We start from the raw sequence: 26,582 nt of genomic DNA on the forward strand, positions 1-26,582 counted from the left end.
TGTTCCGGCCCGCGAACAAGGGAGTTCATGTGCGGGAGGACTTCACCGTCGCCGAGGCGAGCGCGGCGGACTGGGACGAGGTCGTGGCCTGGACCGTGCGGGAGGGCTGGAACCCCGGACGCGGCGACGCGCTGTGCTTCCGGCCCACCGACCCGGCCGGCTTCCTCGTCGGCCGGCAGGGCGGCCGGATCGTCTCCGCGGTCTCGCTCGTGGCCTACTCGCCCGACTACGCCTTCCTCGGCTACTACCTGGTCCACCCCGACCACCGCGGCACCGGCCTCGGCCTCGCCACCTGGAACGCGGCGCTGCCGCACGCCAAGGGCCGCGTCATCGGCCTCGACGCGGTGCCCGCGCAGCAGCACCTCTACATACGGTCGGGCTTCGTCCCGGCCTACGACAACGTCCGCCACACCGGCCGCCCGCTCGCCGTCCCCGCCCCGGACGCCGGCACCGTCGGCTCGGTGACGCCCTATCACCTCGACGCGATCAGCGCGTACGACAGCGGCTGCTTCCCCGCCGAGCGCCACGCCTTCCTCAGCCGCTGGCTCACCGCCGAGGACCACACGGCCCGCGTGCTGCTCGACCCGGCCGGCCACGTCACCGGCTACGGCGTCATCCGCCCGGCCCACCAGGGCCTGCGCATCGGCCCCCTTTTCGCCGACACCCCCGAAGGCGCCGCCGCCCTCTTCTCGGCCCTCACCGCCGGGCTTCCCCCGGACGCCGAGGTCTCCATCGACGTCCCCGACAACCACCCGGCCGCCACCGCGCTGGCCACCGCCCGCGGCCTGACCGAGTCCTCCCGCTGCACCCGCATGTACTCCGGCTCCGCGCCCTACACCCGCGCCGAGGCGGTGTACGGCACGACGACGCTCGAACTGGGCTAGTTCTGGCGCCTGTCCGGCGGATCTCGGCGGATCGGCCTGCGGTGCCGGGCGTCGCAGGGCCGGCGCGATCCGCCGGACAGGCCCTCGCGCCCTCGTCCGGCGGTCACTGCGGCGGGAGGCCGGCGAGGGTGTCGCGGAGGCGGGTCAGGCGGGTGATCTCCGCGTCGAGGGTGGCGACGCGGCGGCCGACGACGCCGCCGGGGGCGCACCGGCGGGGCGCGCCGTCGGCGAGGAGGTGGAGGCGGTCGGCGACCTCGCGGAGGTCCTCGACGGTCAGGCCGAGGGCCAGGAAGCCGCGGATCAGGCGGACGCGGGCCACGTCGGCGGGGGTGTACTCGCGCTGGCCCGCGGCGGTGCGGGCCGGGGGCGGCAGGAGGCCGCGCTGCTCGTAGAAGCGCAGCGCCCGGGGTGTGGTGCCGGCCGCTGCCGCCGCCTCGCCGATCCGCATCTCCCGCCACCCCGTCCTCTACGGCTCCACGACGACGGTCCCGAAGTGCCTGCCGCCGATCAGATCCTGCAACGCCTGCGGTGCGCTGTCGATGCCCGCGACGACCGTGTGCGGGAAGCGGATCGCCTCCGAGCGCAGCCATCCGCCGAACCGGCCGGTCCACTCGGCGGCCACGTCCGGGTGGTCCGCGCCGGTGTAGCCGCGCAGGGAGATGCCGCGCAGGATGACCTGGAAGGCGTCGACCTCCACGGGCGCGCCGCCGAGGCGGTTCGCCGACAGCTGGCCGGAGAGCGTACCGACCAGGGCGAAACGCGCGCCCTGGCGGGCGGCTCCGAGGGCGGCCGCCAGCTGCTCGCCGGCCACGTTGTCGAGCAGGACGTCGATGCCGTCGGGCGCCGCCTTGGCCAGGCCCGCGGCGAAGGGGTCGGGGCCGCGCAGGACCACGTCGTCGTAACCCAGTTCGGACACCAGCCGTTCGGCCTTCCACGGTGAGCCGGTGCTGCCGATCACCCGCCCGGCGCCCAGCAGCCGGGCGACCTGCCCGGCCAGCGAACCCACCGCCCCCGCCGCCCCGGTGACCAGGACGGTGTCACCGGGGCGGATCGCGGCGAGCCGGGTCAGCGCGCCGTAGGCGGTGGAGCCGGGGGCGAGGTGGGCTATCGGGTCGGGCAGCGTGCCGTCCAGCGGGGTGCATGCGGCGGCCGGTACGAGGGCGTGGTCGCGCCAGCCGTACATGTGGGCCACCGCGTCCCCCGGCCGCAGGGCGCTGCCGTCGGGCGCCGCGACCACCTCGCCGACGGCCGGCCCGAACAGCGTGTCGCCCGGGTGGAGGGCGGGCAGCGGCGTGCCCTCGGCGCCGCCGATCAGGCTGCACAGGGCGGCGAAGACCAGGAAGTGCCGGTTCCTGACCAGCACCTGCCCGGCGGCGGGCGCGGGCAGCGGCACGTCGACGACGGCGAAGTGCTCCGGGGAGGGCAGCCCCGAGGGCAGCGCGGTGAGCCGGACCTCGCGGGCAAGGAACGGAGCTGTGGCCATGTGGGGACTCCTGAACGTGCGGTACGGGGGCGGCGGGCGCCCGGCGGCGCCCGCCGCGACGGCCCGGTGACGCTAACCCCTGACCCGCACGTCAGAGTCAAGCGCGGGCGCTCAGCGCAGGGACGCCAGGGCCGTACGGACCAGGTCCACCGCCGCCGGGGGAGTGGAGGCGTGCGGCGACAGGCGCAGCGAGTCCGGGCGGACCGTGGGGGTGACGCCCTGGGCGTGCAGGGCCTTGGCGACCGTCGCGGGGTCGGTGCCTGGGAGGCGGAAGGAGACGATGCCGGCCCGCCGCGCGGGGGCGGTCGCGGAGAGGATCTCGGCGCCGTGTGCCCTGACCTCGTCGAGGAGCCGATCGACCAGGGACCGTACGCGCGCCTCGACGGCGGGCACGCCGACCGCTTCGAGGACCTCAAGTGCCGCGGCGAGGGCGGCCGCGGCCACCGGGCTGAGGTTGGTGATGCTCAGCCGGCCCGCGCCGGGCGCCGGCGGGTGCTCCCGGTCGTCGAAGAGCGCGACGTCGTCCACGCCGGTCCAGCCGGTGAGGGTGGGCGCGAGGCGTTCCAGCGCCCGGTCGGACAGCGCCGCGAAGCCCGTGGACCAGCTGGCGCGCAGCCACTTCTGGCCGCCGACCACGACGACGTCGGCCGCCTGCCAGGGCATCTCCACGACCCCGAAGGCCTGCATCGCGTCGACCACGAGCAGCCGGTCGGGGCCGATGACGTCGCGCAGCGCGGCCAGGTCGGCGCGGTATCCGGTGCGGAAGTCGACCGCGCTCAGCGAGACGGCGACCACGTCGTCGGTGAGCGCCGCCCGTACCGCCTCCGGTGTCGGCGCGGACGCCAGCCAGCGCGGCACGGCCAGGCCCGCGGCGGCCGCCCGGCGCCAGGGGTAGTGGTTGGCCGGGAAGTCCGCGGCGGGGACCAGGACGGTGCCCGCCGGGACGCCGAAGGCGGCCTGGAAGAGCCCGGTGGAGGCGTTGGGCAGCAGCACGGTGTGCTCGGCGTCGGTACCGGCCAGCCGGGCCGCCGCCTGCCGGGCGCGCAGGTCGGCGCGCATCAGGTCGTTGACCGTGTCGTGGTCGGCGCGTGCCGAGCGGCCCAGCGCGTCCGCGGTGGCGGCGAGCACGGCGCGCGACGGGGGGCCGTAGCGGGCGAAGTCCAGATAGCCTTCCGGCGCTTCGAACTGCGACGCGTAATCCGCCAGGCCGTCGGTCGTCATGCCGCTACCGCTCCCGTCCGCGGGTAGGGAACCGGCCATCAGGAGGCGCCGGGAACCCGCCGTACGTTCCAAGATTGTCAACGGCGGCAACAATACGCAGGTGGATATGCGGGCGAAGCAGGTGGACGTGGCAGCGGCCGGCGCTCCGGGAGCGGTCGACCCGGACGCGGAGCGGCGTCGCGGGGTGCGCCGGATGAAGCTGATCGCGACCGGTTTCCTCGCCGTCGCGACAGTGGTCTACGCCCTGGCCAAGTGGGCGGACTCGCGGGACGCGGGGGCGTGGGCGGCCTACGTGGCGGCCGCCGCGGAGGCCGGCATGGTCGGCGCGATGGCGGACTGGTTCGCGGTGACGGCGCTCTTCCGCCGGCCGCTGGGCCTGCCCATCCCGCACACCGCGATCATCCCGACCAAGAAGGACGCACTGGGCGCCAGCCTCGGCGACTTCGTCGGGGAGAACTTCCTGTCCGCCGAGGTGGTGCGCACCCGGCTGCGCGCGGTGGGCATCGGCTCCCGGCTGGGCGCCTGGGTGGCCGAACCGGCCAACGCCGACCGGGTGACCGAGCAGGCCGCCGCCGCGCTGCGCGGACTGCTGACCGTGCTGCGCGACTCCGACGTGCAGGCCGTCGTCAGCGAGGCGATCACCCGGCGCGCCGAGGCCCAGGAGGTCGCGCCGGGCCTCGGCAAGCTGCTGGAGCGGATCGTCGCCGACGGCGGGCACCGCAGGCTGGTCGACCTGGTGTGCGTGCGCGCCCACGACTGGCTGGTCGAGCACGGCGACTCGGTCATGGATGCCCTCCAGGGCGGGGCGCCCGGCTGGACCCCGCGGTTCGTGGACCGCAAGGTCGGCGAGCGGGTCTACAAGGAGCTGCTGCGCTTCGTCACCGAGATGCGCGACTCGTCCGAGCACCCGGCGCGCGGCGCCGTCGACCGCTTCCTCGGCGACTTCGCGTCCGAGCTGCAGTCCGACCCCGACACGCGCGAGCGCGTCGAGCGCCTCAAGAACGACCTGCTGGCCCGCCCCGAGGTGCAGGACCTGATCGCCTCGGTGTGGGGCTCGGTACGGGCGATGATGGTGGCCGCCGCCGAGGACGAGCGCAGCGAGCTGCGGATGCGCACCCGGGCGTCGCTGCTCACCCTCGGCGGCCGGATGTCCACCGACCGGCGCCTGCAGGCCAAGGTCGACAGCTGGCTGGAGGACGCGGCCACGTATCTGGTCACCACCTACCGCGACCAGATCACCTCGCTGATCAGCGAGACGGTGGCCGGCTGGGACGCCGAGCAGACCTCACGGAAGATCGAGGCGCATGTGGGCCGCGACCTGCAGTTCATCCGGATCAACGGCACGGTCGTCGGTGCGCTGGTCGGGCTGCTGATCTTCACGGTGTCGCGGATCGTGGGCGGCTGACGGCCGCGCCGATCCGACCTCTGCGCGGGGGGCCCGGCGCTCGCGGCCTGCGGAATCACCGCGTCCAGCTGCTGAACAGGGCTTGCGCGGACAGGGGGCGCGATTGGAGGATCGGACAGACATCCGATGACATCCGTGGACCGTCCGCCGCGGATAACGACGTACGGAGTACCACCGTGAAGCTGCTGCGAGTCGGCCCCGCCGGGGCCGAGCGTCCCGCCCTGCTCGACAAGGACGGCGTCGTACGGGACCTCAGCGGGCTCGTCGCCGACATCGACGGAGCCCTGCTCGCCGACGCCGCCGCCCTGGCCTCCGTCGCCGCGGCCGCCGCCGACGGCTCGCTGCCCGCCCTCGACACCCGTCTGCGCGTCGGGCCGCCGCTCACCGGCATCGGCAAGATCGTCTGCATCGGCCTCAACTACCACGACCACGCGACCGAGACCGGGGCGCAGGTGCCCGGCGAGCCGGTCGTCTTCATGAAGGCACCCGACACGGTGGTCGGCCCCACCGACACGGTGCTGGTGCCGCGCGGCAGCGTGAAGACCGACTGGGAGGTCGAACTCGCCGTCGTCATCGGCCGCGAACTGCGCTACGCGGCCGACGAGGACGAGGCGATGGCGGCCGTCGCCGGCTACGCCGTCGCGCACGACGTCTCCGAGCGCGAATACCAGATCGAACGCGGCGGCCAGTGGGACAAGGGCAAGAACTGCGAGACCTTCAACCCGCTGGGCCCGTGGCTCGTGACGGCCGACGAGGTCCCCGACCCGCAGTCGCTCGGCCTCCGGCTGTGGGTCAACGGCACCCTGCGCCAGGACGGCAGCACCCGCGACCAGATCTTCCCGGTCGCCGAAGTCGTGCGGTATCTCAGCCACTTCATGACCCTCTACCCGGGTGACGTCATCAACACCGGCACCCCCGCCGGCGTGGCCCTGGGCCAGCCCGAGCCCCGCCCCTACCTCCGCCCCGGCGACGTCGTGGAGCTCACGATCGACGGCCTCGGGCGCCAGCGCCAGGTGCTGGCTTCCGCGTAGCGGGGCCCTCGGAAGGGGTCACTCCAGGAACCGGGTGAGCGCGTGCACGACGAGCGCGTGGTCCTCGGCCTGGGGGAGGCCCGAGACGCCGACGACGCCGACGACGCCGACGCCCGCCACCCGCAGCGGGAAGGCCCCGCCGTGCGCGGCGAAGAGTGCGGGATCGAGGTGGGAGGACGCCTCGAACGTGGTGCCCTTGGCGCGGAAGCGCTCGCCGACGGCCAGCGACGACGTGCCGTACCGCAGGACGACGGCCGACTTGCGGTCGAGCCACGCGTCGTTGTCCGGCGACGTGCCCTCCAGGGCGCAGTGGAAGAGCTGCTGCCCGCCCCGGCGGATGTCGATCGCGACGGCGGCGCCGCGCTCGCGCGCGAGGGAGACCAGCAGGGAGCCGAGCCGCCACGCGTCGTCGTTGGTGAAGTGCGGAAGGACCAGGGCCCTTTCCTGTTCGGCCAGTTCGGCCGGCAGATCGGTGCTCACAGGGCCACCGCCAGGCCGGTGCGGGCGGACTGCCCGGCCGCCTCGATGACCTCGATCGCGGCGGCTGCCTCCAGCGCGGTGACCGGTGGCGGCGTGCCCTCGCGCAGGGCGGTCGCGACGGCCGCGTAGAAGGCGGGGTAGTCGCCGGGGAGCGAGGGGACGGGCCGTACGTTCTCGTCGGTGCCCGCCGTGCCCCACGCGGACTCCGGCTCGGCGCCCCACGCGGTGCCCTCGACGGGCCGCAGGCCCTCGCGCAGCGCGGCCTCCTGCGGGTCGAGGCCGTAGGTGACGTAGCCGCCGGTGCTGCCGAGCACCCGGAAGCGCGGGCCGATGCGTGCGGTGGTGGCGCTCATCCACAGGTGCGAGCGGACGCCGCCGGCGTGGGTGATCGCGATGAAGTCGTCGTCGTCCGCGGCGGCCCCCGGGCGGCGGACGTCGGACTCGGCGTAGACGAGGCGGGCCGGGCCGAAGAGGGTCAGGGCCTGGTCGACCAGGTGGCTGCCGAGGTCGTAGAGCAGGCCGCCGATCTCGGCCGGGTCGCCGGACTCGCGCCAGCCGCCCTTGGGCTGCGGGCGCCACCGCTCGAAACGGGACTCGAAGCGGTGGACCTCGCCCAGCTCGCTGCGTTCGAGCAGGGCGCGCAGGGTGCGGAAGTCGCTGTCCCAGCGGCGGTTGTGGAAGACGGTGAGCAGCAGCCCCCGCCGCTCGGCGAGCGCGGCCAGCTCGCGGGCCTCCGCGGCGGTGGCGGCCAGCGGCTTGTCGACGACGACCGGCAGCCCGGCCTCCAGCGCGGCGGTCGCCAGCGGTACGTGCGTGCGGTTGGGCGAGGCGAGGACGACCAGGTCCAGCTCGCCGGCCCGCGCCCACAGCTCCTCGGCGGTGCCGGCGAAGGCCACCCCCGGGTGCTCGGCGGCGGCCTGCGCGCGGCGGTCGCTGTTGCCGGTGACGATGGTGTCGAGGACCAGCCCCGGCGTCGCGGCGATCAGCGGGGCGTGGAAGAAGGAGCCGGCCGGGCCGTATCCGACCAGGGCGACGCGGAGGGGGGCGGTGCCGGGAGTGCTCATGGGGCAACTTTGGCAACAGTGTTGCGAAAGTGCAAGCGCACGGGACAATGAGGGGGTGACCCCGCCCCCCGCATCCGACCCGTCCGGCCCCTGCCGAGCCCCCGCCCCCGGGCCGCACGCGAGCCCCGCGCCCGGACCGGGCGCGGACGCGGACGCCGCGTCGGGCGCGAGCCCGGCACCCGCGCCGGACGCGGGCGCCGTGTCGGGAGCGAGCCCCGTGCCCCCGCCGGGTCCGCGTACCGGACCGGGCGAGGGTGCGCTCTCAGCCGGTCCGGCCCCCGCGGGACGCGCGGGCGCGGCGTGGCCGGCCGGGGCCCGCGCGGGCGAGCACCCCGTTCCGCACCCCGCGCAGGGGCCCGGCGCGAACCTGCCCGCCCTGCGCAGCCACAACGCCGCGCTCGTCCTCGGGCTGCTGCGCGACGCCGCCACCGCCGGCAGCGGCGGGATCAGCCGGCTCGAACTGGCCGAGCGGACCGGGCTCACACCGCAGGCGGTCAGCAAGATCACCGCGCGGCTGCGGGCGGACGGGCTGCTGGAGGACGCCGGACGGCTCGCGTCGACCGGCGGGAAGCCGCGCACGGAGCTGCGGCTCGCGGCCGGTGCGCGGTGCGCGGTGGGGGCGCACCTCGACGGCGAGAGCCTGACGGCCGTGGTGGCCGACCTCGCAGGGCGTACGGTCGCGGAGCACGCCGCGCCGCTCGACCTCGGGCTGCCGGTCGGGACGGGACTGGCCGCGATGGTGCGCGAGCTGCGTACGGCCGTCGGGCTGGCGCCGGCGCCGGTGCTCGGGGTGGGAGTGGGGATACGCGGGCCGCTGGACCACCGCACCGGCACCCTGCACGAGGTCACCGGCTTCCCGCACTGGTCGGGGTGCCCGCTGCGTACCGAACTGGCGCGCGGGCTCGGCCTCCCGGTGGCGGTCGACAAGAACACCAACGCGGCGGCGCTGTCGATCCTGGCCGAGCCGCAAGCCGGCCCGGGAGCCGGCTCGTTCGGGTATCTGCACCTCGGTACGGGCCTGGGCGCCGCCCTCGTGCTGGGCGGCCGGCCGCACCGCGGCGGGCGGGCGGGGGCGGGGGAGTTCGGGCACCAGGTGGTGCAACTCGACGGGCCGCCCTGCAAGTGCGGCAAGCGCGGCTGCCTGGAGGCGCTGTGCCTGGCGGCGGTCGCAGGCGGCGACACCGAGGGCGCGGCCCGCCTGCTGGGCGTCGGCGCCGCGAACCTCGTCGCGCTGCTGGACATCGACCGGGTCGTCCTCGGCGGCCGTACGGTCCTCGCCGCCCCCGGCGTCTTCCTGGCCGGCGTCGCCGCGGCCCTCGGCCCCACCCCCGTCACCCTCGCCGCGGCCGGCTCCCGCGCGGTGGCCGAGGGCGCCGCCCTGCTCGCGCTGGCCCCCCTCTTCGCCCGCGCCTCCCTGAGCTGATCCCCTGGCCCGGCCACCTGCGCCCCGGCGGGCCCGGCCCCTGGGAGGATCGCGGGATGAGCGATGCGGCAGACCCCCATGCCCCGATCCGCGCGGGCATTCCGGAGCACGGCAGGGTGCCGAAGTACTTCGCGGTGAAGACGCGGCTGGAGAGCGTGCTGGACGAGCTGGGGGAAGGGGGGCTGCTGCCGACCGAGCGGGAGCTGGCGGCGCGGTTCGAGGTGGCGCGGGAGACCGTGCGGCAGGCCCTGCGGGAGCTGCTGATCCAGGGGCGGGTGCGGCGCAAGGGCCGGGGCACGGTGGTGGCGGGGCCGAAGCTCGTCCAGCCGCTGTCGACGTCGAGTTGCACCGAGGGGGTGCGACGGCAGGGGCGCACGCCGCGCCGGCAGCTGATCGCCCTGGAGCAGCTGGACGCCGACCCGGTGCTGGCCGGCGAGCTGCGGATCGGGGCCGGGGCGCCGGTGTGGCACATGGAGCGGGTGCTGCTCGCGGACGACGAGCGGGTCGGCCTGGAGAGCACCTATCTGGCGGTGTCCCGACTACCGGGCCTGGCACGGGACTTCGCGCCCGACACGTCCTTCTACGCCTTCCTGCGCGAGCACCTGGGCGTGGAGCCGGTCTCGGTGGACGAGCGGATCGAGACGGTGCTGGCGACCCCGCGCGAGGCGCTGCTGATCGGCACGCCGCCCGCGCTGCCGATGCTGCTGCTGCACCGGTCGAGCCGGGACGCGAACGGTGAGCCGCTGGAGCGCGTGCGCTCGCTCTACCGCGGGGACCGCTTCAGCTTCACCGTCCACCTGGACAAGAAGGCCTGAGCCGTGCGAGCTGTCCCCGGCCATCGGGTAACGGGAAGATACTGTCGTAGGAGCCGGGGTGCTGGGCACCATGCCGGACGTCTTCACCCCCGACTGGTCCGACATCGACAGCAACCTGTCCGCGTACGTCAGCGCCTGGCAGTCCGCCACCGGCAGCTGACCCGCCGCCGGCCGGCGGCCGTGCCCGCAGCGGCCGGACCGGCACGCGAGACGACCGGGGCGGGGCAACCCCGCCCCGGTTACGCTGGGGCATCCGCCCTCGTACGGGCTACAGGCACGACGACAGGAGAGCGACCGGTGTCGACCCGCAGGCCCATCGACTCGTGGCTGACCGACATGGACGGAGTGCTCATCCACGAGGGCACCCCGATCCCCGGCGCCGACGCCTTCATCAAGGGCCTCAAGGAATCGGGCAAGCCCTTCCTGGTGCTCACCAACAACTCCATCTACACCCCGCGCGACCTGCACGCGCGGCTGTCCAGGATGGGCCTCGACGTGCCGGTCGCCAACATCTGGACCTCGGCGCTGGCCACCGCGAAATTCCTCGACGACCAGCGGCCCGGCGGCACCGCCTACGTCATCGGCGAGGCGGGCCTGACCACCGCGCTGCACGACGTCGGCTACATCCTCACCGACGCCGACCCCGACTACGTGGTGCTCGGCGAGACCCGTACGTACAGCTTCGAGGCGCTCACCAAGGCGATCCGGCTCATCCGCGGCGGCGCCCGCTTCATCGCCACCAACCCCGACGAGACCGGCCCGTCCCCGGAGGGCGTGCTGCCCGCGACCGGCTCGGTCGCCGCGCTGATCACCAAGGCCACCGGGCAGGAGCCGTACTTCGTCGGCAAGCCCAACCCGCTGATGATGCGCGCCGGCCTCAACGCGATCGGCGCGCACTCCGAGACCAGCGCCATGATCGGCGACCGGATGGACACCGACGTGCTCGCCGGCCTCGAATCCGGCATGACCACCTTCCTGGTGCTCACCGGCCTCACCGCCGTGCCCGACATCGAGCGCTACCCCTTCAAGCCGTCCCGAGTCGTGGAATCCATCGCCGACCTGGTCGGCGAGATCTGATCACTCTGCGTAGTGCAGGCGTCACCCTGATGGGTCACCGCGCGTGCATGCCGGACCGGTCGCGGGGATCTTCGTAAGCACCGGGCGCGAGTCCCCGCCCCCGGCCGAGCGGAGGTCCCCATGTTTGGTCTGAAACTGCCCGTCATCGCCGCGGCCGGTGCCCTCGGCGTCATCGCCGTCGGCGGTGTGACGGGGCTGCCGAAGCAGGCGTTCGCCGACGAGGGGGGCGGAGGATCGTCCGCCTCCTCCTCGTCGTCGTCCTCGTCCTCCGCGTCGTCCGGCTCCGGCATGGACATCTCACCCGCCACCGTCGCCCCCGGCGGTGTGGTGACCCTGCACCTCAAGGCCTCCTGCAAGTCCGGCGCCAAGGCCCAGGCCAGCGCCGAGGTCTTCGTCGACGCGGTCACCCTCGCGCCGTCCGGTGACGGCTCCGACGGCTGGGACGGAACGGCCTTCATCAAGTCCGACGCCGTCGACGGCTCCTACGCCGTCTCCGTCCAGTGCAACGGCTCCACCAGCTCCGCGTCCGCGACCGTCACCGTGACGACCGGCGGCGGCCCGCTGGTCCCGGTCAACCCCGTCCCCGCGGGCGGCGGCGGCACCGCGCAGCTCGCCGCCGGCCCGGCGGCCGCCGGCACCAGCACCGGCCCGCTGCTCGTCACCGGCGGCGTCGCCGCGGCCGGCCTGGCCGGCCTGGCGCTCCACCGCCGCCGCGCCGCCGCCCGCGGCTGACCGGCATGGCAGCGGGGGAGGACCACACCGGTGCCGAGCGCGCCGAGACCGGCAGGACCTGGGCGGCCGTCGCGGTCGGCCTGGTCCTGCTGGCCGCGTGGCTCCTCGGCCACGGTGGGCCCGGCACCCCCGCCGCGACGCCCGGCCCCCGCAGCTTCGCCGCCGCCGCGGCCGCCGACCGGCCCGCGCAGGTCTACGCCCCCCACGCGCCGCTGCCCGACGCCGTCCCCCTGCGCATCGACATCCCGTCCGTGGGAATCCACGCCGCTCTCGTCGCCCGCGGCCTGAAGGACGGCGCCGTCGACCCGCCCCCTTACTCCACCCCCGACGTCGCCGGCTGGTACCGCGACGGCCCCCCGCCGGGCGCCTCCGGCGCGGCCGTCATCGTCGGCCACGTCGACACCGAGACGCGAGCCGCGGTCTTCTACGGCCTCAGCACCATCCGGCGCGGCGCCCTGGTGGAAGTCCCCCGCTCCGACGGCACGGTCGCCGAATTCTCCGTCGAGGCGGTCGAGGTCATCGAGAAGTCCCACTTCGACGCCACCCGCGTCTACGGTTCCGCCGGTCGCCCGGAGCTGCGCCTCATCACTTGCGGTGGGCAGTTCGACAAGGCCGAGCAGACGTACTCGGCCAACGTGGTGGTCTTCGCCGCACTCACGAACTCCCACCCCGCCTGACCCCCCTTGCGCAGGGGGGCGCCCCCGCCTGACGCGGTGCGTTGCTTGCATGCGGCTGCGTCGTGGTTGCGCGCGCAGTTCCCCGCGCCCCTTTGGGCCCTGCCCCTCACGGTGCGTCCCCTGCCTGCGGCGCCGTCGTGGCTGAGCGCGCAGTTCCCCGCGCCCCTGGGTGCTTGCCCCTTGCGGTGGGTTGCTTGCTTTCCCGCCTGTTCGGCGGGGCGCTCCGTTCTCCCCCAGGCGGAGCTTGTGGGGAGAACGGAGCGACAAGCCACGACGAACCGCAACTGTGATCGCCGCAGAACTGGGCAGCCCCCCAGGGGCGCGGGGAACTGCGCGACAAGCCACGACGGCGCCGCGGGCAAGGGACGCACCCGGACGGGGCAGGGCCCGCGGGGGACGCGCGGAGCGACGGTTCAGGGGCCCGGTGGGGGGAGATGGGTGCGGCCGGTGATGACGCCGATCGCGAGATCGGCTACGCGGAGGCGGTGGGCCCGCGCATGGGCCCGGAGGTGGGCGAAGGCCTCCTCGACGCTCACGTGCCAGCGTTCCGCGAGGACCCCCTTGGCCTGTTCGACGGGAACGCGCGTGTCCAGCGCGCTCTGGAGCTGCGCCGCCAGGCGCTGGTGGTGGCGGCGGGTGCGGCGCTGGAGGACGCCGACGGCCGCGGCGTCGGCGAGGGCGCGGGCCACGGCCGCGGTTTCGGCGGGCAGCGGCCCGGCGGTGGTGCGGTAGAGGACCAGCGCGCCCAGGACTTCCTTGCGGTGCCGCACAGGTATGGCGAAGACCGCGACATAGCCGGCGGCCAGCGCGCGGCGGGCGAAGTCCGCCGGGAGGGGGTCGAGGGGCCGCCCGAGGTCGGCCACGCCGACGTCGGCGCCGCTGCGGTAGCACTCGGGGCCGGGCCCGTCCGCCGCGGTGAGCAGCCGCGCGGGCTCCCCGGACGCGCCGATCACCCGGATGTCCCCGTGCTCGTCGGCGAGCAGCAGCCCGGCCGCGGCGACGGCGGTGAGCCGCACGCAGCGGCCGGCCAGCCGGCGCAGCGCCGCGTCGGGCTCGCCGTCGTCGCCGAGGGTGTCGGCCAGCTCCACCAGGGTGCCGGCCAGCAGCCGGCGTCCCGCCCCTGACCCGTCCGGCAGATCATCGTGCACGCCGTTCCCCTTCCCCCCGTCGGACGGGTTCCGGCCACGAGTATTGCCGGTGGCCGGCCGCTTCCGCGTCCGTCCCAGGGCGGAGAAGGCCAGCGGTTTCCCAAAAACGGGCATAGCTTGGCGAACGGTATGTTTCTCCGCGAGGAGGTCCCGATGCCCGTGCACGAACCGAAGGGCGGCGCCGCGCTGCGGCCGATACCCGCGGGGGAGGCCGCGCCGGACCGCGTGCGGGAGGACAGGGCGGGCGGCACTCCCGCCGCGCTGCGGACCGGCCTTGAGCGGCTGCTGGGCGCGGACAGGGTGCTGGGCGACCTGACGGACCTGGTCCGCTACGCCTCCGACGCGAGCCCGTACCGCTTCGTGCCGCAGGCGGTGGTGGTGCCGCAGAGCGTGCAGGACGTGGTGCGGCTGCTGGCGTACGCCAGGGCCGAGCGCCGCCACCTGGTCTTCCGGGCGGCGGGCACCAGCCTGAACGGGCAGGCGCAGGGCGAGGACATCCTGGTGGACGTGCGCCGCCACTTCAGCGGGATCGAGGTCGAGGCGGGCGGTGCCAGGGCCCGTGTCCTGCCCGGCACGGTGCTGGCCCGGGCCAACGCGGCGCTGGCCAGGCACGGCCGGGTGCTGGGCCCCGACCCGGCGAGCGCGATCGCCGCCACGGTCGGCGGGGTGCTGGCCAACAACGCCTCCGGCATGACCGCGGGCACGACCCGCGACTCGTACCGCACGGTCGCCTCGCTGACCGTGGTGCTGCCGTCGGGCACCGTCGTGGACACCGCCGACCCGGACGCCGACGCGGGGCTCGCCGCGGCGGAGCCGGACATCTACCAGGGGCTGCTCGACCTGCGGGACGAGATCGAGGCGGACGAGGAGCTGACCGCGAGGATCCGCGCCAAATACGCCGTCAAGAACACCAACGGCTACCGCCTGGACGCCTTCCTCGACGCAGACAGCCCCGCCCAGATCCTGCGCGGCCTGATGATCGGCTCGCAGGGCACCCTCGGCTTCGTCGCCGAGGCGGTCTACGAGACGCTGCCGATACGCCCCGCCGCCAGCGCCGGGCTGCTCTTCTTCCCGACGCTGCCGGCCGCCGCCGCGGCCGTACCGCACTTCGCGCAGGCCGGCGCCGAGGCCGTCGAGCTGATGGACGGCAACGTGCTGCGGGCCGCGACCGCCGTGCCCGGGGTGCCGGCCCAGTGGGCCGACCTGCCGGAGTCCTGCGCGGCGCTGCTGGTCGAGTTCCGGGCCGCGGACGAGACGCAACTGGCCGCGTACGAACGCGCCGCCGAGCGGGTCTGCGCCGACCTCGGCCTGATCGCCCCGGTGCCGGCCGCCGAAGGCCACGGCGGCTTCACCCGCGACCGGGAGCGTATCGACGCGCTGTGGCGGGCCCGCAAGGCGTTCGTGACCGCGGTCGGCGGCGCCCGGCCGCCCGGTACCACCCTGATCACCGAGGACTTCGCGGTGCCGCCCGACCGGCTCGCCGAGGCCTGCGCCGAACTGCTCGACCTCCAGCGCAGGCACGGCTTCGACGCGGCCGTCGCCGGCCATGCCGCGCACGGCAACCTGCACTTCCTGCTCACCTTCGACGCCGGCCGCGCCACCGACGTCGAGCGCTACGCCGCCTTCATGGCCGACTTCTGCCGTACCGTCACCGAGCGCTTCGACGGCTCGCTCAAGGCCGAGCACGGCACCGGGCGCAATATCGCGCCGTTCCTGGAGATGGAGTGGGGCCCGGCCGCCACCGCCCTGATGTGGCGGATCAAGGCGCTGCTCGACCCCGACGGCATCCTCGCCCCGCGCGTCGTCCTCGACCAGGACCCGCGCGGGCACCTGCGCGGCCTGAAGACCATGCCGGTCATCGAGGCGGTCGCCGACGCCTGCATCGAATGCGGCTTCTGCGAACCCACCTGCCCCAGCCGCGACCTGACCACCACCCCGCGGCAGCGGATCGTGCTGCGCCGCGAGATGCTGCGCCAGCCCGCCGACTCGCCCGTGCTGCGCGAACTGCTCGACGCGTACGGATACGCCGCCGTCGACTCCTGCGCGGGCGACTCGACCTGCAAGCTCGCCTGCCCGGTCGGCATCGACACCGGCGCGATGATGAAGGAATTCCGGCACGCCGGGCACTCGCGTGCCCAGGAGCGGGCCGCGGGCGCCGCCGCCACCCACTGGCGCACCGCGGAGCGCGCGGCCCGTGCCACCGTCGCCTCCGCCGACGCGATACGCCGCCGGGTCGGCGACCGGCCGCTGGCCGCGGTCACCGGTGCCGCCCGGCGGGCGGCGCGGCCCGAGCTCGTACCCGAGTGGCTGCCGGAGATCCCCGGCGCCGCCCCGCGCGCCCTGCCCCGCACGGAGCGGGACGGGGCCGCCGCCGTCTACTACCCGGCCTGCGTCAACCGCGTCTTCGGCCCGCCCGAGGGCCGCTACGGCTGGGTCCCGCAGTCCCTGGTCACCGTCTCCGCCCGGGCCGGCCTGCCGGTGTGGATACCGCCCGACGTCACCGGCACGTGCTGCGCCGCGATCTGGCACTCCAAGGGCTACGACGAGGGCAACGTGGTGATGGCCAACCGGATCGTCGAGCACGCCTGGGTCTGGACCGGCGGCGGCCGGCTCCCCCTGGTGGTCGACGCCACCTCCTGCACGCTCGGGCTCACCCGGGAGGTCGTCCCCTACCTCACCGACGCCAACCGCGCGCTGCACGGCGAGCTGACGATCCTGGACGCCACGGTGTGGGCCGCGGACCACGTCCTGCCCCGACTCACCGTCACCACCCGCGTCGGCTCCGCCGTCGTCCACCCCACGTGCTCGGCACGGCACCTGGGCCGCCCGGGCCCCGCCCTCGCCGAGGTCGCCGCCGCCCTTGCCTGCGAGGTCGTGGTCCCCGACGACGCCGGGTGCTGCGCCTTCGCCGGCGACCGCGGGATGCTCCACGCGGAGCTGACCGAGTCCGCGACCCGCGCCGAGTCGGAGGAGGTCGCCGCGCGCGGCTTCGACGTGTACGTGTCGGCCAGCCGTATGTGCGAGGTCGGTATGGCCCGGGCCACGGGGGAGCCGTACGAGTCCGTCGTCGTCGCCCTGGAGCGGGCGACCCGCTGACGGCCGCGCGCGACGGCGGGGTCAGGCGGCGTCCGGGTGGGTCGGGTCCGGGGGGTGCGCCGGGAGGGCGCCGGGCCGGGGCGAGAGCAGCAGGAGGACCACGTCGTCGGAGAGGGAACCGCCGGCGTGCAGGAGAAGGTCGGCGTAGACCCGCTCGACCGCCGTGTCCAGGTCGGTCCCGGCGGAGGCGACGAGCGGCCCGACCCGCTCGACCAGGGGGTAGAACGTGCCGTCGAGCGGGCTGCGCGCCTCGATGACCCCGTCGGTGCACAGGACCAGCACGTCCCCGGGGCGCAGGGGGACGCGCCAGGACGTGGGCCCGCCGGAGACGAGGTCGGCGAGGCCGAGGGGGATCCAGGGATCGGCGGGGTAGAGGGTGTGGACGGCGCCGTCGCGGGAGACCAGCAGCGGCGCGACGTGGCCGTAGTGCAGCAGTTCGACGCTGTCGGGCTCGTCGAACTGGGCGAAGAGCGCGGTGATGAAGTCCCCGGTGCTGACGTGCCGTCCGACGCTGGTGTCGACGCGGCGGGCGACCGTGTCGAGCCCGCCCTCGTCGAACGCGGCCTCGCGGAAGGCGCCGAGGACCACCGCCGAGGTCTGCACCGCGGGGAGCCCTTTGCCACGGACGTCGCCGATGAGCGCTCTTACGCCGTGCGGGGTGTCGAGCACGGCGTAGAGGTCGCCGCCGATCTGCGCGGCGTCGGCGGCGGAGACGTACCGTACGGCGAGCCGGACGGTGCCCACCTGCGGCTCGGGCGGGCGCATCAGGGCGTGTTGCGCGGCCTCGGCGACGGAGGTGATGGCGGTGAAGGCCTTGGCCCCGGTCTCGCGGCGCCAGGCGATGTAGACGCTGAAGAGGGTGACGAAGACGTACGCGAAGGCCTGGCCGAAGAAGACGTCGTGGTCGGGGATGTCGGTGATGCCGTCGTAGGGCGCGAGCGCGGCCTGGCTGAGCAGGCCGAGCACGCCGACGAGGAGCGTCTTGCGCCAGGTCACGGTGATCGCGGCGAGCGGCGGGGCGGCCACGATGCCGGGGGTGAGGAAGTGGTCCCGGCCGGCGATCAGGTCCGCGCCGACGACGACGGCGATGGCCGCCAGCGGCAGTGACAGGCCCGCGCGGGCCAGATACTCGCTCTCCAACCGCTGGAGGGTCCTGGTCAGCCAGACAATCTTCACATGGTGAACCTATCCGCCCGCATCCGTGGCGTCAGCCGCGCGCGGGGGTGATCAACACCATGGGGCGGGGTGCGGAAGGGGACGGCCGCGGTGTTCCCGCGGCATACCGGTGGGGCCGGGCGGTGTGTTGCGCCGGGTGAATGTTCTGCGACAGGCGGGGGGCGCGGGGTGGCTGGGGCGGCCGGATCTTCCTAGGGTGTCGTCGTGTACCTGCCACCCATGGGGCTGACCGCGCCCCGCTGGAGGACTTCTGTGCGCAAGAGAGTGATCGCTTCCGCTGCCGCCGCCCTCGGCTTCCTGCTGGTGATCCCGGCATCCGCCGCCGACGCGGGGCCCGGGGCCCCCGGGATAGGCGATCCGTACTACCCGACGTACGGCAACGGCGGCTACGACGTCTCCCACTACGGCCTCGACCTCAGCTACCAGCCCGCCACCGACACGCTCTCCGGCACCGCCACCCTCCAGGCGACCGCCACCCAGGGCCTGACCAGCTTCGACCTGGACTTCGCACTGACCGTCAGCAAGGTGACCGTGGACGGCCGCCCGGCCCGCTTCGCCACCAGCGGCGAGCAGGAACTGGTGATCACCCCGGACCGGGCCGTCCCGCGCGGCCACCGCATCACCGTCGCCGTCACCTACTCCGGCGTGCCCTCCAGCGTCGAGCGCTACGGCTTCACCTCCTGGCAGCGCACCCCCGACGGCGGGGTCGCGGCCAACGAGCCGGAGTCGGCCTGGTGGTGGTTCCCCAGCAACGACCATCCGCTGGACAAGGCGACCTACGACGTGAACGTCCGCGTCCCGGCCGGCGAGCAGGCCGTCAGCAACGGCCTGCTGCTCTCCCAGCGCACCTCGGGCGGCTGGACCGCCTACCACTGGCGGCAGGACGAGCCGCAGGCCACGTATCTGGCCACCCTCGCGCTCGGCCACTTCGCCTTCACCCACAGCCGCACCCGTACCGGCGTGCCCGTCATCAACGCCTACAGCACCGACCTGCCCGCGGCCACCGCCGCGAACGCCCGCGCGGGCGTCGACCGCACCGGCGAGATCATCGACTTCCTCAGCACCTGGTTCGGCCCCTACCCGTTCGACGCGGCCGGCGGCTACGTGCCGAACGTCCCCACGCACTTCTCCCTCGAAGCGCAGACCCGGGTCTTCTACAGCCCCGCGGTCTTCGCCACCACCGACGGCATCGGCACCGTCGCGCACGAGCTGTCGCACCAGTGGTGGGGCGACGACGTCTCGCTCGCCCGCTGGTCGGACATCTGGCTGAACGAGGGCTTCGCCACCTACGGCAGCTGGCTGTGGGCCGAGCACCAGGGCAAGGGCACCGTGCAGCAGATCGCCCGGCAGACCTACGACTCCTATCCGGCGGACGACCCGTTCTGGACCGTGGAGCCGGGCGACCCGGGACCGGCCAGGCAGTTCGACGACGCCGTCTACGACCGTGGTGCGGTCGCCATCCAGGCACTCCGCACCACCATCGGCGAGCGCCCCTTCCGCGCCCTGCTCAAGGCCTGGCCGGCCCGGCACCGCTACGGCAACGGCACCATCGCCGAATTCCGCGCGCTGGCCGAGAAGCTGTCGGGGCAGGACCTGGGCGGCTTCTTCCAGACCTGGCTCTACACCCCGGCCAAGCCCGCCGTGCTCCCAGGCGGGTGACCACCGGCCGATAGGGCACGATGGACCCGGGTGGAGCCGGCGAAGGGACCAGGGTGGAGCACAGCGAACTGCGGGCGGACTGCGGCAACTGCTTCGGGCTGTGCTGCGTCGCCCTCGCCTTCACCCGGTCCGCCGACTTCGCCCGGGACAAGGCCGCGGGCGAGCCCTGCGGCCACCTCGGCGCCGACCACCGCTGCACGATCCATGACCGGCTCCGCGACCGCGGCTACGCCGGCTGCACCGTCTACGACTGCCTCGGGGCGGGCCAGAAGGTCTCCCGGCACACCTTCGCCGGGCATGACTGGCGGGACGCGGCGGACGGCGGCCGGGCGATGTTCGCGGTGCTGCCGGTGGTGCGGCAGCTGCACGAGCTGCTCCGCCACCTCGCCGAGCTCCGCACCCTGCCGGCCGCCGCCACGCTGTACGGACCCGCCGCCGCGGCGGCCGCGCGTATCGAGGAGCTGAGCCTCGGCACCGCGCAGTCGCTGCTCGCGCTGGACGTCGCCGCCGAGCGCTCGCAGGTCGCCGAGCTGCTGCGCGCCGCCTCCGCCCTGGCCCGCGCCGCCTTCCCCCGCCGCAAGGACCACCGCGGGGCCGACCTGATGGGCTCCCGCCTGCGCGGGGCGGACCTGCGCGGAGCCGATCTGCGCGGCGCCTACCTGATCGGGGCGGACCTGCGCGGTGCCGATCTGCGCGGCGCGGACCTGCTGGGCACCGACTTCCGCGGCGCCGACCTGCGGGAGGCGGATCTGCGGGACGCCCTCTTCCTGACCGCCCCGCAGCTCACCGCCGCGTCCGGCGCCGCCACGACCCGGCTCCCGCCCGGCCTGCCGTACCCGTCCCACTGGGCGTGAAGCCCGCCGCACATGAAGAAGGCCCCCCACCTGCCGTGGGAGGCCTTCTTCACTCTGCGAAGTGCGCCGCCAGGGACTCGAACCCCGGACCCGCTGATTAAGAGTCAGCTGCTCTAACCAACTGAGCTAGCGGCGCAACGAGGACAACTATACGTCCTCCCGCCGGGTGCTTCGGACCACCCCTGCCGAGGGGGCCCGCGCTCAGAGGCTCATGGACAGCAGGACCGGAGCGGCCCGCTGGTTGAGGGTGTCGACCGCCGGCTTGAGGCGGTGCGCCTCGGCCAGCGGCATCGAGAGGGCGAGGCAGGCGACCGTCTTGCCGATGGTGACCGGGATCGCCGCGCACACCGTGCCGACCGCGTATTCCTGCAGGTCCAGCGTGGGAACGCTGGCCGGCTGGCGTTCGAGCTTGGTGAGCAGCGCGCGGTCGTCGATCTCGGTGCGTGAGGTGAGCCGGGCGGGCCGGTGCCGGGAGAGGTGTTCGAGCCGCGAGTCGTGGTCGAGCTGCGCGAGCAGGCACTTGCCGACCGCGCTGGCGTGGGCGGCCGAGCGGAAGTCGACCCACTCGTTGACCTTGGGTGCGTTCGGGCCGTCGGCGAAGTCGATGATGCGGACCTCGCCGTCGTCGTAGCGGCTGAAATACACCGCGGCGCCGACCTCGTCGCGCAGCTCCGCCAGGATCGCCCGCAGCTTCTCGGCCAGCGCCTCGTCGTGGTTGGCGGCGCCGAGCAGCACCAGGGTCTCGCCGAGCACGTAGCCGCCGCCAGGCAGGAAACCCAGATAGCGTTCGCGTTGCAGCATGGCCAGGAGCTGTGTGAGGTAGCCGACCGGCACCCCTATCTCCCGGGCGAGCTGCTCGGCGGAGACGCCGTGCCGGTGCGTGTCGACGGATTCCAGCACGCGCAGTGCGTGCTGGACCGCGTAGACCGGCGCGGTCTGTCGGTGCTCTAGCGCCACGGTAGCCCCCTGCAGGTGTGACCGTTTGCGTCCCGGTTGTCGCTGCTGGTCACGATCGGGGCTCGACGGAGTTCCGATCGGCAGCTTGACCGGATTCCACGATAGCCCCAATACCGTTGTCGGTAGAGGCGGTTGGCCACTTCTCCGGGGCCGCGCAGGCGTATATGCAGGAAGGGGCCACTCTGGCATATGCCATGGTCACTGCCCGATTGGCGAGATCGGTGAATAGGCGGCGGGAATAACCGGACGAGTGCTCCGGTTGTCGTTTGTCTGGCTGTTTCCGTGCGCCGGGCGCACGGGTGGACGATCGAGGAGGCGCTAGCTGTGGGTGACGACGTGGTGCGAGGCGGCGGCGGCAACGGCGGCGGCAGGGGTACGGCCGACCACGGAATCCGCGGCACCGTCCGCGGTACCGCGCCCGTACCGCTGTCCGTGCTCGACCTGGCAGGCGTCGGCGCCGGCCTGACGGCCGGGGACGCGCTGCGCAACAGTGTCGAGATCGCCAGGACCGCGGAGACCCGCGGCTACCACCGGATGTGGGTGGCCGAGCACCACTCCATGCCCGGGGTGGCCAGCTCCTCGCCCGCGGTGATCCTGGCCCATCTGGCCGCCTTCACCCGCACCCTGCGGCTCGGCTCGGGCGGCGTGATGCTGCCCAACCACGCGCCGCTGGTCATCGCCGAGCAGTTCGGCACCCTGGAGGCGCTGGCCCCCGGCCGGATCGACCTGGGCCTGGGCCGCGCACCGGGCACGGACGGGGCGACCGCGGCGGCGCTGCGCAGGACCGAGTCGCTGCACGAGGGTGCCGACGAATTCCCGCAGCAGCTCGCCGAGCTGGTCCGCTTCCTGGACGACGACTTCCCCGACGGCCACCGCTACGCCCGTATCCACGCGGTACCCGGGCCGGTGCAGGGCAGCACCGCCGGCGGGGTGCAGTCCGCGGGCCGGCCCAGTGTCTGGCTGCTCGGCTCGTCCGGTTTCAGCGCGCAGCTGGCCGGGGCGCTGGGGCTGCCGTTCTCCTTCGCGCACCACTTCTCCGCCGCCAACACCGTGCCGGCGCTCGCCCTCTACCGCGAGTCCTTCCGCCCGTCGGAGATCCTGGACCGCCCCTACGCCTCGATCGGGGTGGCGGCGCTGGCGACCGAGGACCCCGAGCAGGCCCGCGCCCAGGTGCTGGCCGGCGCGCTGGGCATGCTGCGGCTGCGTACCGGGCGCCCCGGGCTCATCCCGACGCCCGAGGAGGCGGCGGCCCATCCGTTCAGCCCCGCGGAGCGGGAGTTCGTGGAGTCCTGGATGGCCACCATCGTGCACGGCGACCCGCAGACGGTCAGGGCGGGCCTCGACGAGCTGGTCGCGCGGACCGGCGCCGACGAGCTGGTGATCACGGCCAACGCGCACACGCCGGCCGTGCGGCTGCGCTCGTACGACCTCATCGCCGACGCGTACGGCTTCCCGAAGGACATCGCGGCCGGTTAAATACCGGTTTCCTGCCGGCCCGTGGTCCAACCTTGGACCGACCACGGGCCATGCCTTAACCAGGGGTTAAAGCCCCTCGTCACCCGGTTGACGAGGGGCTTTGCTCACGTCGTGAACGAATCGGCGGGCCATCGGCACCCCCGAATTGGTCTAGTCCTGGCTTTGGTTCAGACCATTGACGTGCACTTGATCAGAGGGCTATCCATACCCCACAGCCCCCTGTTGTTCCTCCCTCTCCCCCCGGAGGTTCTCGTGCAGTCCAGGAAGAGAGCGCTCGTGGCCGCGGCCACCAGCGCCGCGCTCGCCCTCGGCGCGCTGACCGCGCTGGTCGGCGGCCTCGGCACCGCCCAGGCGGACACCGCCGCCGCCCAACCCGCCGCGGCCGCCGCCGCGAGCAGCGGCGGCGTCAAGATCGCGTACTACGACCAGTGGAGCGTCTACGGCAACGCCTTCTACCCCAAGAACCTCGACACCGAGGGGATCGCCGGGAAGCTCAACATCCTCAACTACTCCTTCGAGAACATCGACCCGGTCAACCTCACCTGTTTCGAGGCGACCAAGGCGTCGGACTCCACCAACGAGTCCAACCCCAACGCCGGTGACGGGGCGGGCGACGCCTTCGCCGACTACCAGAAGTCCTACGGCGCCGACATCAGCGTCAACGGCACCGCGGACACCTGGAACCAGCCGCTGGTCGGCAACTTCAACCAGCTCAAGCAGCTCAAGGCGAAGTACCCGAACCTGAAGATCGTCGCCTCGCTCGGCGGCTGGACGTACTCGAAGTACTTCTCCGACGCCGCCGCCACCGACGCCAGCCGCAAGAAGCTGGTCAGCTCCTGCATCGACATGTTCATCAAGGGCAACCTGCCCGTCCAGGGCGGTTACGGCGGCACCGGCTCCGCGGCCGGCATCTTCGACGGCTTCGACATCGACTGGGAGTACCCCGGCTCGCCCGGCGGCCACACCGGCAACCACTACAGCGCGAACGACACGGCCAACTACACCGCGCTGGCTGCCGAGTTCCGCAGCGAGCTGGACGCCTACGGCGCCGCCAACGGCGGCCGCAAGATGCTGCTCACCGCGGCGCTGCCGGCCGGTCAGGACAAGATCGCGAAGCTCCAGACCAACAAGCTCGGGCAGTACCTCGACTACGCGAACATCATGACGTACGACATGCACGGGGCCTTCGAGACCAACGGCCCGACCAACTTCCAGGACCCGCTGTACCAGTCGCCCAGCGACCCCTCCAACCCGGTCTCGCCCGGGAACGAGAAGTACAGCACCGACCACGCCATCACGGCCTGGACCACCGGTGACGCCGCCTACGGCATCCCCGGCGGCTTCCCCGCCAACAAGATCACCCTGGGCTACCCGACCTACTACCGCGGCTGGTCCGGTGTGGCCGCGGGCAGCAACCACGGCCTCTATCAGCCCGCTTCCGGTCCCGCCGCGGCCCGCGGCATCAGCCAGGTCGCGGGGACGGCGTACTACAAGGAGCTGACCGGCGTCGTCGACAACCCCGCCGACACCTTCTACGACGCCGCCTCGCAGACCAACTGGTTCTACAACGGCAGCGAGTTCTGGACCGGTCTCGGCGCGCAGGCGATCCAGGCCAAGGCCGACTACGGGCACTGCCACGGGCTGGCCGGCTCGATGATGTACTCGCTGCTCGACCTGGACCCGGCGGCCACCCTCTTCAACAAGATCGTGACCGCGACCAACGGCTCCGCCTCGGGCTGCGGCACGCAGACCACCCCGCCGACCACCCCTCCGACCACTCCTCCGACCACGCCGCCCACGACGCCGCCGACCACCCCGCCGACGACGCCCCCGACCACCCCGCCCACCACCCCGCCGGGCGGCACCTGCACCCTGCCCTCCTGGTCCGCCTCGGCCGTCTACGTGAACGGCAACCAGGTCTCCTGGAAGGGCCACAAGTGGAACGCCAAGTGGTGGACCACGAACGAGGAGCCCGGCACGACCGGTGAATGGGGAGTCTGGCAGGACCTGGGCGCCTGCTGACCTGACCCGCCCCTGCCCGGGACCCGCGTCCTCCCTCCCCCCGAGGACGCGGGTCCCTCAGTGCAGCAGGCCCGAGATGACGTCCGGGCCGACAGGGCGGGAGTAGTGCCACCCCTGGCCCGTGTCGCAGCCGATACGCCGCAGGCGCTCCGCCTGCTCCGCGTTCTCGACGCATTCGGCCGTCACTGTCAGGCCCAGGCGGTGGGCGAGGTCGACCAGGGCCTCGACGATCGTCTCGTCGGCCGGGTTGGGGTGTTCCGCGGAGCGGAAGCCCTGCACGAAGGAGCCGTCGAGCTTGAGGGCGGAGACCGGGAGCCGGCTCATGTAGGCCAGGTTCGAGTAGCCGGTGCCGAAGTCGTCGATGGCGATCCGCACGCCCATCTCGTGCAGCGCGTGCAGCGCCTGGAGGGGCCGCCCCGCCGAGCCCATGACCGCCGACTCGGTCAGTTCGAGTTGCAGCAGCCGCGGCGGCAGCCCGGTGTCGGCGAGGATCTCGGCGACGTCGGCGACCAGGTCGGAGTCCCACATCTGGCGGACCGCCACATTGACGCTGACCACGAGCGGCGCGGCCGGGTGGGCCAGTTGCCAGGCGCGGGCCTGTCGGCAGCCCTCGGCGAGCACCCAGCGGCCGAGCTGGACGATGGAGCCGTCCTCCTCCGCCAGGCCGATGAAGCGGTTGGGGGCCAGCCGCCCGAAGTGCGGGTGCTCCCAGCGCACCAGGGCCTCCACCCCGCGCAGCTCGCCGGTGTCGAGGGCGACCAGCGGCTGGTAGTCCAGCACGAACTCGCCGCGCTCCACCGCCTGCCGCAGCGTGCGGGACAGCGCCTGCCGGGTCATCCGGTGCTCGTTGCGCTCGGGGTCGAAAAGCGTCCAGCGGGCCTTGCCGTCGGCCTTGGCCCAATACAGCGTGGTGTCGGCGGCCTGCATCAGGCCGGTGGCCGAGCTCCCCGGCGCCTCCCGCTCGACCACTCCGATGCTCGCCGAGACCGCGAGCCGCTGCCCGGCCACGTCGAACGGCTGCTGGAGCGCGGTCAGTACGGACTCCGCCAGCGCTGTGGCCTGCCCGGTGCCGGTGGAGTCCCGCACCAGCAGCGCGAACTCGTCGCCGCCGAGCCGGGCCACCAGGTGCCCGCCGGGCTCGGCGCAGGCCAGCAGCCGGCGGGCGACGGCGGCGAGCAGCTCGTCGCCGACCCGGTGGCCGAGGGTGTCGTTGACGGCCTTGAAGCCGTCCAGGTCGAGATAGCACAGCCCGATGCGCCCGGTGCCGCGGCCCGGCGCGCTGTCGCAGGCGTCGGTGAGCCGCTCGAAGAACAGCGCCCTGTTGGGCAGCCTGGTCACCGGGTCGTGCATCCGCAGGTGCCGCAACTGCTCGCGCAGCGCGTCCCGTTCGCCGACGTCCTCGACGGTCAGCAGCAGCGGGTTCGCCCCGGTGCGCGACAGGGTGACCTCGGCCAGCAGTGCCGCGCCGTCCTGCCGGGTGATCCGACGGGTGCAGCGCAGCCGGTCGCGGCGGCCGGTGAGCACGTCGTGGAAGGCGGCCCTGGCGTGCGGATCGCCGGCCAGGCCGAGCAGCGCGCCCGCGCCGACCGCCGCGAGGCGCTCGGGCGCCGCGCCCAGCAGGGTCGCCAGCGCCGGGTTGGCGGCCAGCACGTCGCCCTCGGGCGACAGCAGCGCCATCGCCGACCTGGCCACCGCGAAGGCGGCCCGGTAGTCGCGCAGCTCGGCTTCCTCGCGTGCCGCCGTGTCGCGCGGGCGTGGGGCAGAAGTGTGACTCTGTGTGATGATCTGTGCTGTGCTGTCGGGGTCGACGCCGGGGCCGCCCGCGGGTCCGCCCATGGCCTGCTCCCCGTGTCGCGCTCGTCTCGCACGCGATCATATGGGCTGTTGGAGCAGGCGATCCAG

Annotated in this window: 22 protein-coding genes and 1 tRNA gene; 13 read left to right on the forward strand and 10 right to left on the reverse strand. The window is 74.1% G+C overall.

The annotated features are described in order from the left end of the window. Window positions 1–29: 29 nt before the first annotated feature. On the forward strand, window positions 30–884 hold the full coding sequence (locus BUE44_RS03730; protein ID WP_235001891.1) for a GNAT family N-acetyltransferase: 855 nt from the start codon (window positions 30–32) through the stop codon (window positions 882–884). 103 nt (window positions 885–987) lie between these two features. On the opposite strand, the gene BUE44_RS03735 is transcribed toward BUE44_RS03730, so the two are convergent. From BUE44_RS03735 to BUE44_RS03745, 3 genes are all read right to left on the reverse strand, one after another. Beyond that, a complete protein-coding gene (locus BUE44_RS03735; protein ID WP_073493673.1) occupies window positions 988–1,332 on the reverse strand; it encodes a MerR family transcriptional regulator in 345 nt (114 codons plus the stop codon). A gap of 18 nt (window positions 1,333–1,350) precedes the next feature. Beyond that, window positions 1,351–2,367, reverse strand: coding sequence for an MDR family NADP-dependent oxidoreductase (locus tag BUE44_RS03740; protein ID WP_073493675.1), 1,017 nt, complete (start codon window positions 2,365–2,367; stop codon window positions 1,351–1,353). Window positions 2,368–2,478: 111 nt separating this feature from the next. Then, window positions 2,479–3,588, reverse strand: coding sequence for an aminotransferase class V-fold PLP-dependent enzyme (locus BUE44_RS03745; protein ID WP_073493677.1), 1,110 nt, complete (start codon window positions 3,586–3,588; stop codon window positions 2,479–2,481). Between the two features lie 106 nt (window positions 3,589–3,694). Here BUE44_RS03745 and BUE44_RS03750 point away from each other — a divergent pair, with 106 nt between their 5' ends. Together BUE44_RS03750 and BUE44_RS03755 are read left to right on the forward strand one after the other, a co-directional pair. Beyond that, window positions 3,695–4,993: a DUF445 domain-containing protein gene (locus tag BUE44_RS03750; protein ID WP_073493679.1), complete on the forward strand. Its 1,299-nt coding sequence runs from the start codon at window positions 3,695–3,697 to the stop codon at window positions 4,991–4,993. A 176-nt stretch (window positions 4,994–5,169) separates the two neighbouring features. Next, the gene (locus BUE44_RS03755) at window positions 5,170–6,024 is read left to right on the forward strand and encodes a fumarylacetoacetate hydrolase family protein (protein ID WP_073493681.1); all 855 of its coding nucleotides are present in this window, start codon (window positions 5,170–5,172) and stop codon (window positions 6,022–6,024) included. Window positions 6,025–6,042: 18 nt separating this feature from the next. On the opposite strand, the gene BUE44_RS03760 is transcribed toward BUE44_RS03755, so the two are convergent. Together BUE44_RS03760 and BUE44_RS03765 are read right to left on the reverse strand one after the other, a co-directional pair. Next, a complete protein-coding gene (locus BUE44_RS03760) occupies window positions 6,043–6,504 on the reverse strand; it encodes a heme-degrading domain-containing protein (protein ID WP_073493683.1) in 462 nt (153 codons plus the stop codon). After that, on the reverse strand, window positions 6,501–7,568 hold the full coding sequence (locus tag BUE44_RS03765; protein ID WP_073493685.1) for a Gfo/Idh/MocA family oxidoreductase: 1,068 nt from the start codon (window positions 7,566–7,568) through the stop codon (window positions 6,501–6,503). Before BUE44_RS03765 ends, BUE44_RS03760 begins: the two co-directional genes overlap by 4 nt. 217 nt (window positions 7,569–7,785) lie before the next feature. Here BUE44_RS03765 and BUE44_RS03770 point away from each other — a divergent pair, with 217 nt between their 5' ends. From BUE44_RS03770 to BUE44_RS03790, 5 genes are all read left to right on the forward strand, one after another. Next, complete coding sequence (locus BUE44_RS03770; RefSeq protein ID WP_407639989.1) at window positions 7,786–8,991, forward strand: ROK family transcriptional regulator; 1,206 nt, start codon at window positions 7,786–7,788, stop codon at window positions 8,989–8,991. A 56-nt stretch (window positions 8,992–9,047) separates the two neighbouring features. Beyond that, entirely contained in the window at window positions 9,048–9,806 is a 759-nt protein-coding gene (locus BUE44_RS03775; protein ID WP_073493687.1) for a GntR family transcriptional regulator, read from the forward strand. 297 nt (window positions 9,807–10,103) lie between these two features. Then, window positions 10,104–10,883 (forward strand): HAD-IIA family hydrolase, encoded by a 780-nt coding sequence (locus tag BUE44_RS03780; RefSeq protein ID WP_073493690.1) that lies wholly within the window; start codon window positions 10,104–10,106, stop codon window positions 10,881–10,883. Between the two features lie 120 nt (window positions 10,884–11,003). Continuing rightward, window positions 11,004–11,615 carry a hypothetical protein gene (locus BUE44_RS03785; protein WP_073493692.1) on the forward strand — a complete coding sequence of 204 codons (612 nt, stop codon included), beginning with the start codon at window positions 11,004–11,006 and terminating at the stop codon, window positions 11,613–11,615. 5 nt (window positions 11,616–11,620) lie between these two features. Then, complete coding sequence (locus tag BUE44_RS03790) at window positions 11,621–12,292, forward strand: class F sortase (RefSeq protein WP_073493694.1); 672 nt, start codon at window positions 11,621–11,623, stop codon at window positions 12,290–12,292. Window positions 12,293–12,705: 413 nt separating this feature from the next. Here the strand turns inward: BUE44_RS03790 and BUE44_RS03795 are convergent, their stop codons facing one another. Then, entirely contained in the window at window positions 12,706–13,440 is a 735-nt protein-coding gene (locus tag BUE44_RS03795; protein ID WP_159450227.1) for an ANTAR domain-containing protein, read from the reverse strand. Window positions 13,441–13,593: 153 nt separating this feature from the next. On the opposite strand from BUE44_RS03795, the gene BUE44_RS03800 reads away from it, so the two are divergent. Continuing rightward, window positions 13,594–16,536: an FAD-binding and (Fe-S)-binding domain-containing protein gene (locus BUE44_RS03800; protein ID WP_073493696.1), complete on the forward strand. Its 2,943-nt coding sequence runs from the start codon at window positions 13,594–13,596 to the stop codon at window positions 16,534–16,536. Between the two features lie 21 nt (window positions 16,537–16,557). Here the strand turns inward: BUE44_RS03800 and BUE44_RS03805 are convergent, their stop codons facing one another. Further along, window positions 16,558–17,712, reverse strand: coding sequence for a PP2C family protein-serine/threonine phosphatase (locus BUE44_RS03805; RefSeq protein WP_079189465.1), 1,155 nt, complete (start codon window positions 17,710–17,712; stop codon window positions 16,558–16,560). A gap of 252 nt (window positions 17,713–17,964) precedes the next feature. Here BUE44_RS03805 and BUE44_RS03810 point away from each other — a divergent pair, with 252 nt between their 5' ends. Continuing rightward, a complete protein-coding gene (locus BUE44_RS03810) occupies window positions 17,965–19,371 on the forward strand; it encodes a M1 family metallopeptidase (protein WP_079189466.1) in 1,407 nt (468 codons plus the stop codon). A 20-nt stretch (window positions 19,372–19,391) separates the two neighbouring features. Continuing rightward, window positions 19,392–20,225: a pentapeptide repeat-containing protein gene (locus BUE44_RS03815; protein ID WP_073493700.1), complete on the forward strand. Its 834-nt coding sequence runs from the start codon at window positions 19,392–19,394 to the stop codon at window positions 20,223–20,225. A gap of 62 nt (window positions 20,226–20,287) precedes the next feature. Here BUE44_RS03815 and BUE44_RS03820 read toward each other — a convergent pair. Both BUE44_RS03820 and BUE44_RS03825 read right to left on the reverse strand, forming a co-directional pair. Continuing rightward, window positions 20,288–20,361 (reverse strand) — tRNA-Lys (locus BUE44_RS03820). Between the two features lie 65 nt (window positions 20,362–20,426). Beyond that, entirely contained in the window at window positions 20,427–21,182 is a 756-nt protein-coding gene (locus tag BUE44_RS03825; protein WP_073493702.1) for an IclR family transcriptional regulator, read from the reverse strand. A gap of 324 nt (window positions 21,183–21,506) precedes the next feature. Here BUE44_RS03825 and BUE44_RS03830 point away from each other — a divergent pair, with 324 nt between their 5' ends. Continuing rightward, window positions 21,507–22,658 (forward strand): LLM class flavin-dependent oxidoreductase, encoded by a 1,152-nt coding sequence (locus BUE44_RS03830; RefSeq protein ID WP_407639990.1) that lies wholly within the window; start codon window positions 21,507–21,509, stop codon window positions 22,656–22,658. 252 nt (window positions 22,659–22,910) lie between these two features. Continuing rightward, window positions 22,911–24,680 carry a glycosyl hydrolase family 18 protein gene (locus tag BUE44_RS03835; protein WP_073493704.1) on the forward strand — a complete coding sequence of 590 codons (1,770 nt, stop codon included), beginning with the start codon at window positions 22,911–22,913 and terminating at the stop codon, window positions 24,678–24,680. A 57-nt stretch (window positions 24,681–24,737) separates the two neighbouring features. On the opposite strand, the gene BUE44_RS03840 is transcribed toward BUE44_RS03835, so the two are convergent. After that, window positions 24,738–26,516 carry a putative bifunctional diguanylate cyclase/phosphodiesterase gene (locus BUE44_RS03840; RefSeq protein ID WP_079189467.1) on the reverse strand — a complete coding sequence of 593 codons (1,779 nt, stop codon included), beginning with the start codon at window positions 26,514–26,516 and terminating at the stop codon, window positions 24,738–24,740. Window positions 26,517–26,582: the final 66 nt, after the last annotated feature.

Source organism: Actinacidiphila paucisporea, from assembly GCF_900142575.1.
Classification (GTDB): domain Bacteria; phylum Actinomycetota; class Actinomycetes; order Streptomycetales; family Streptomycetaceae; genus Actinacidiphila; species Actinacidiphila paucisporea.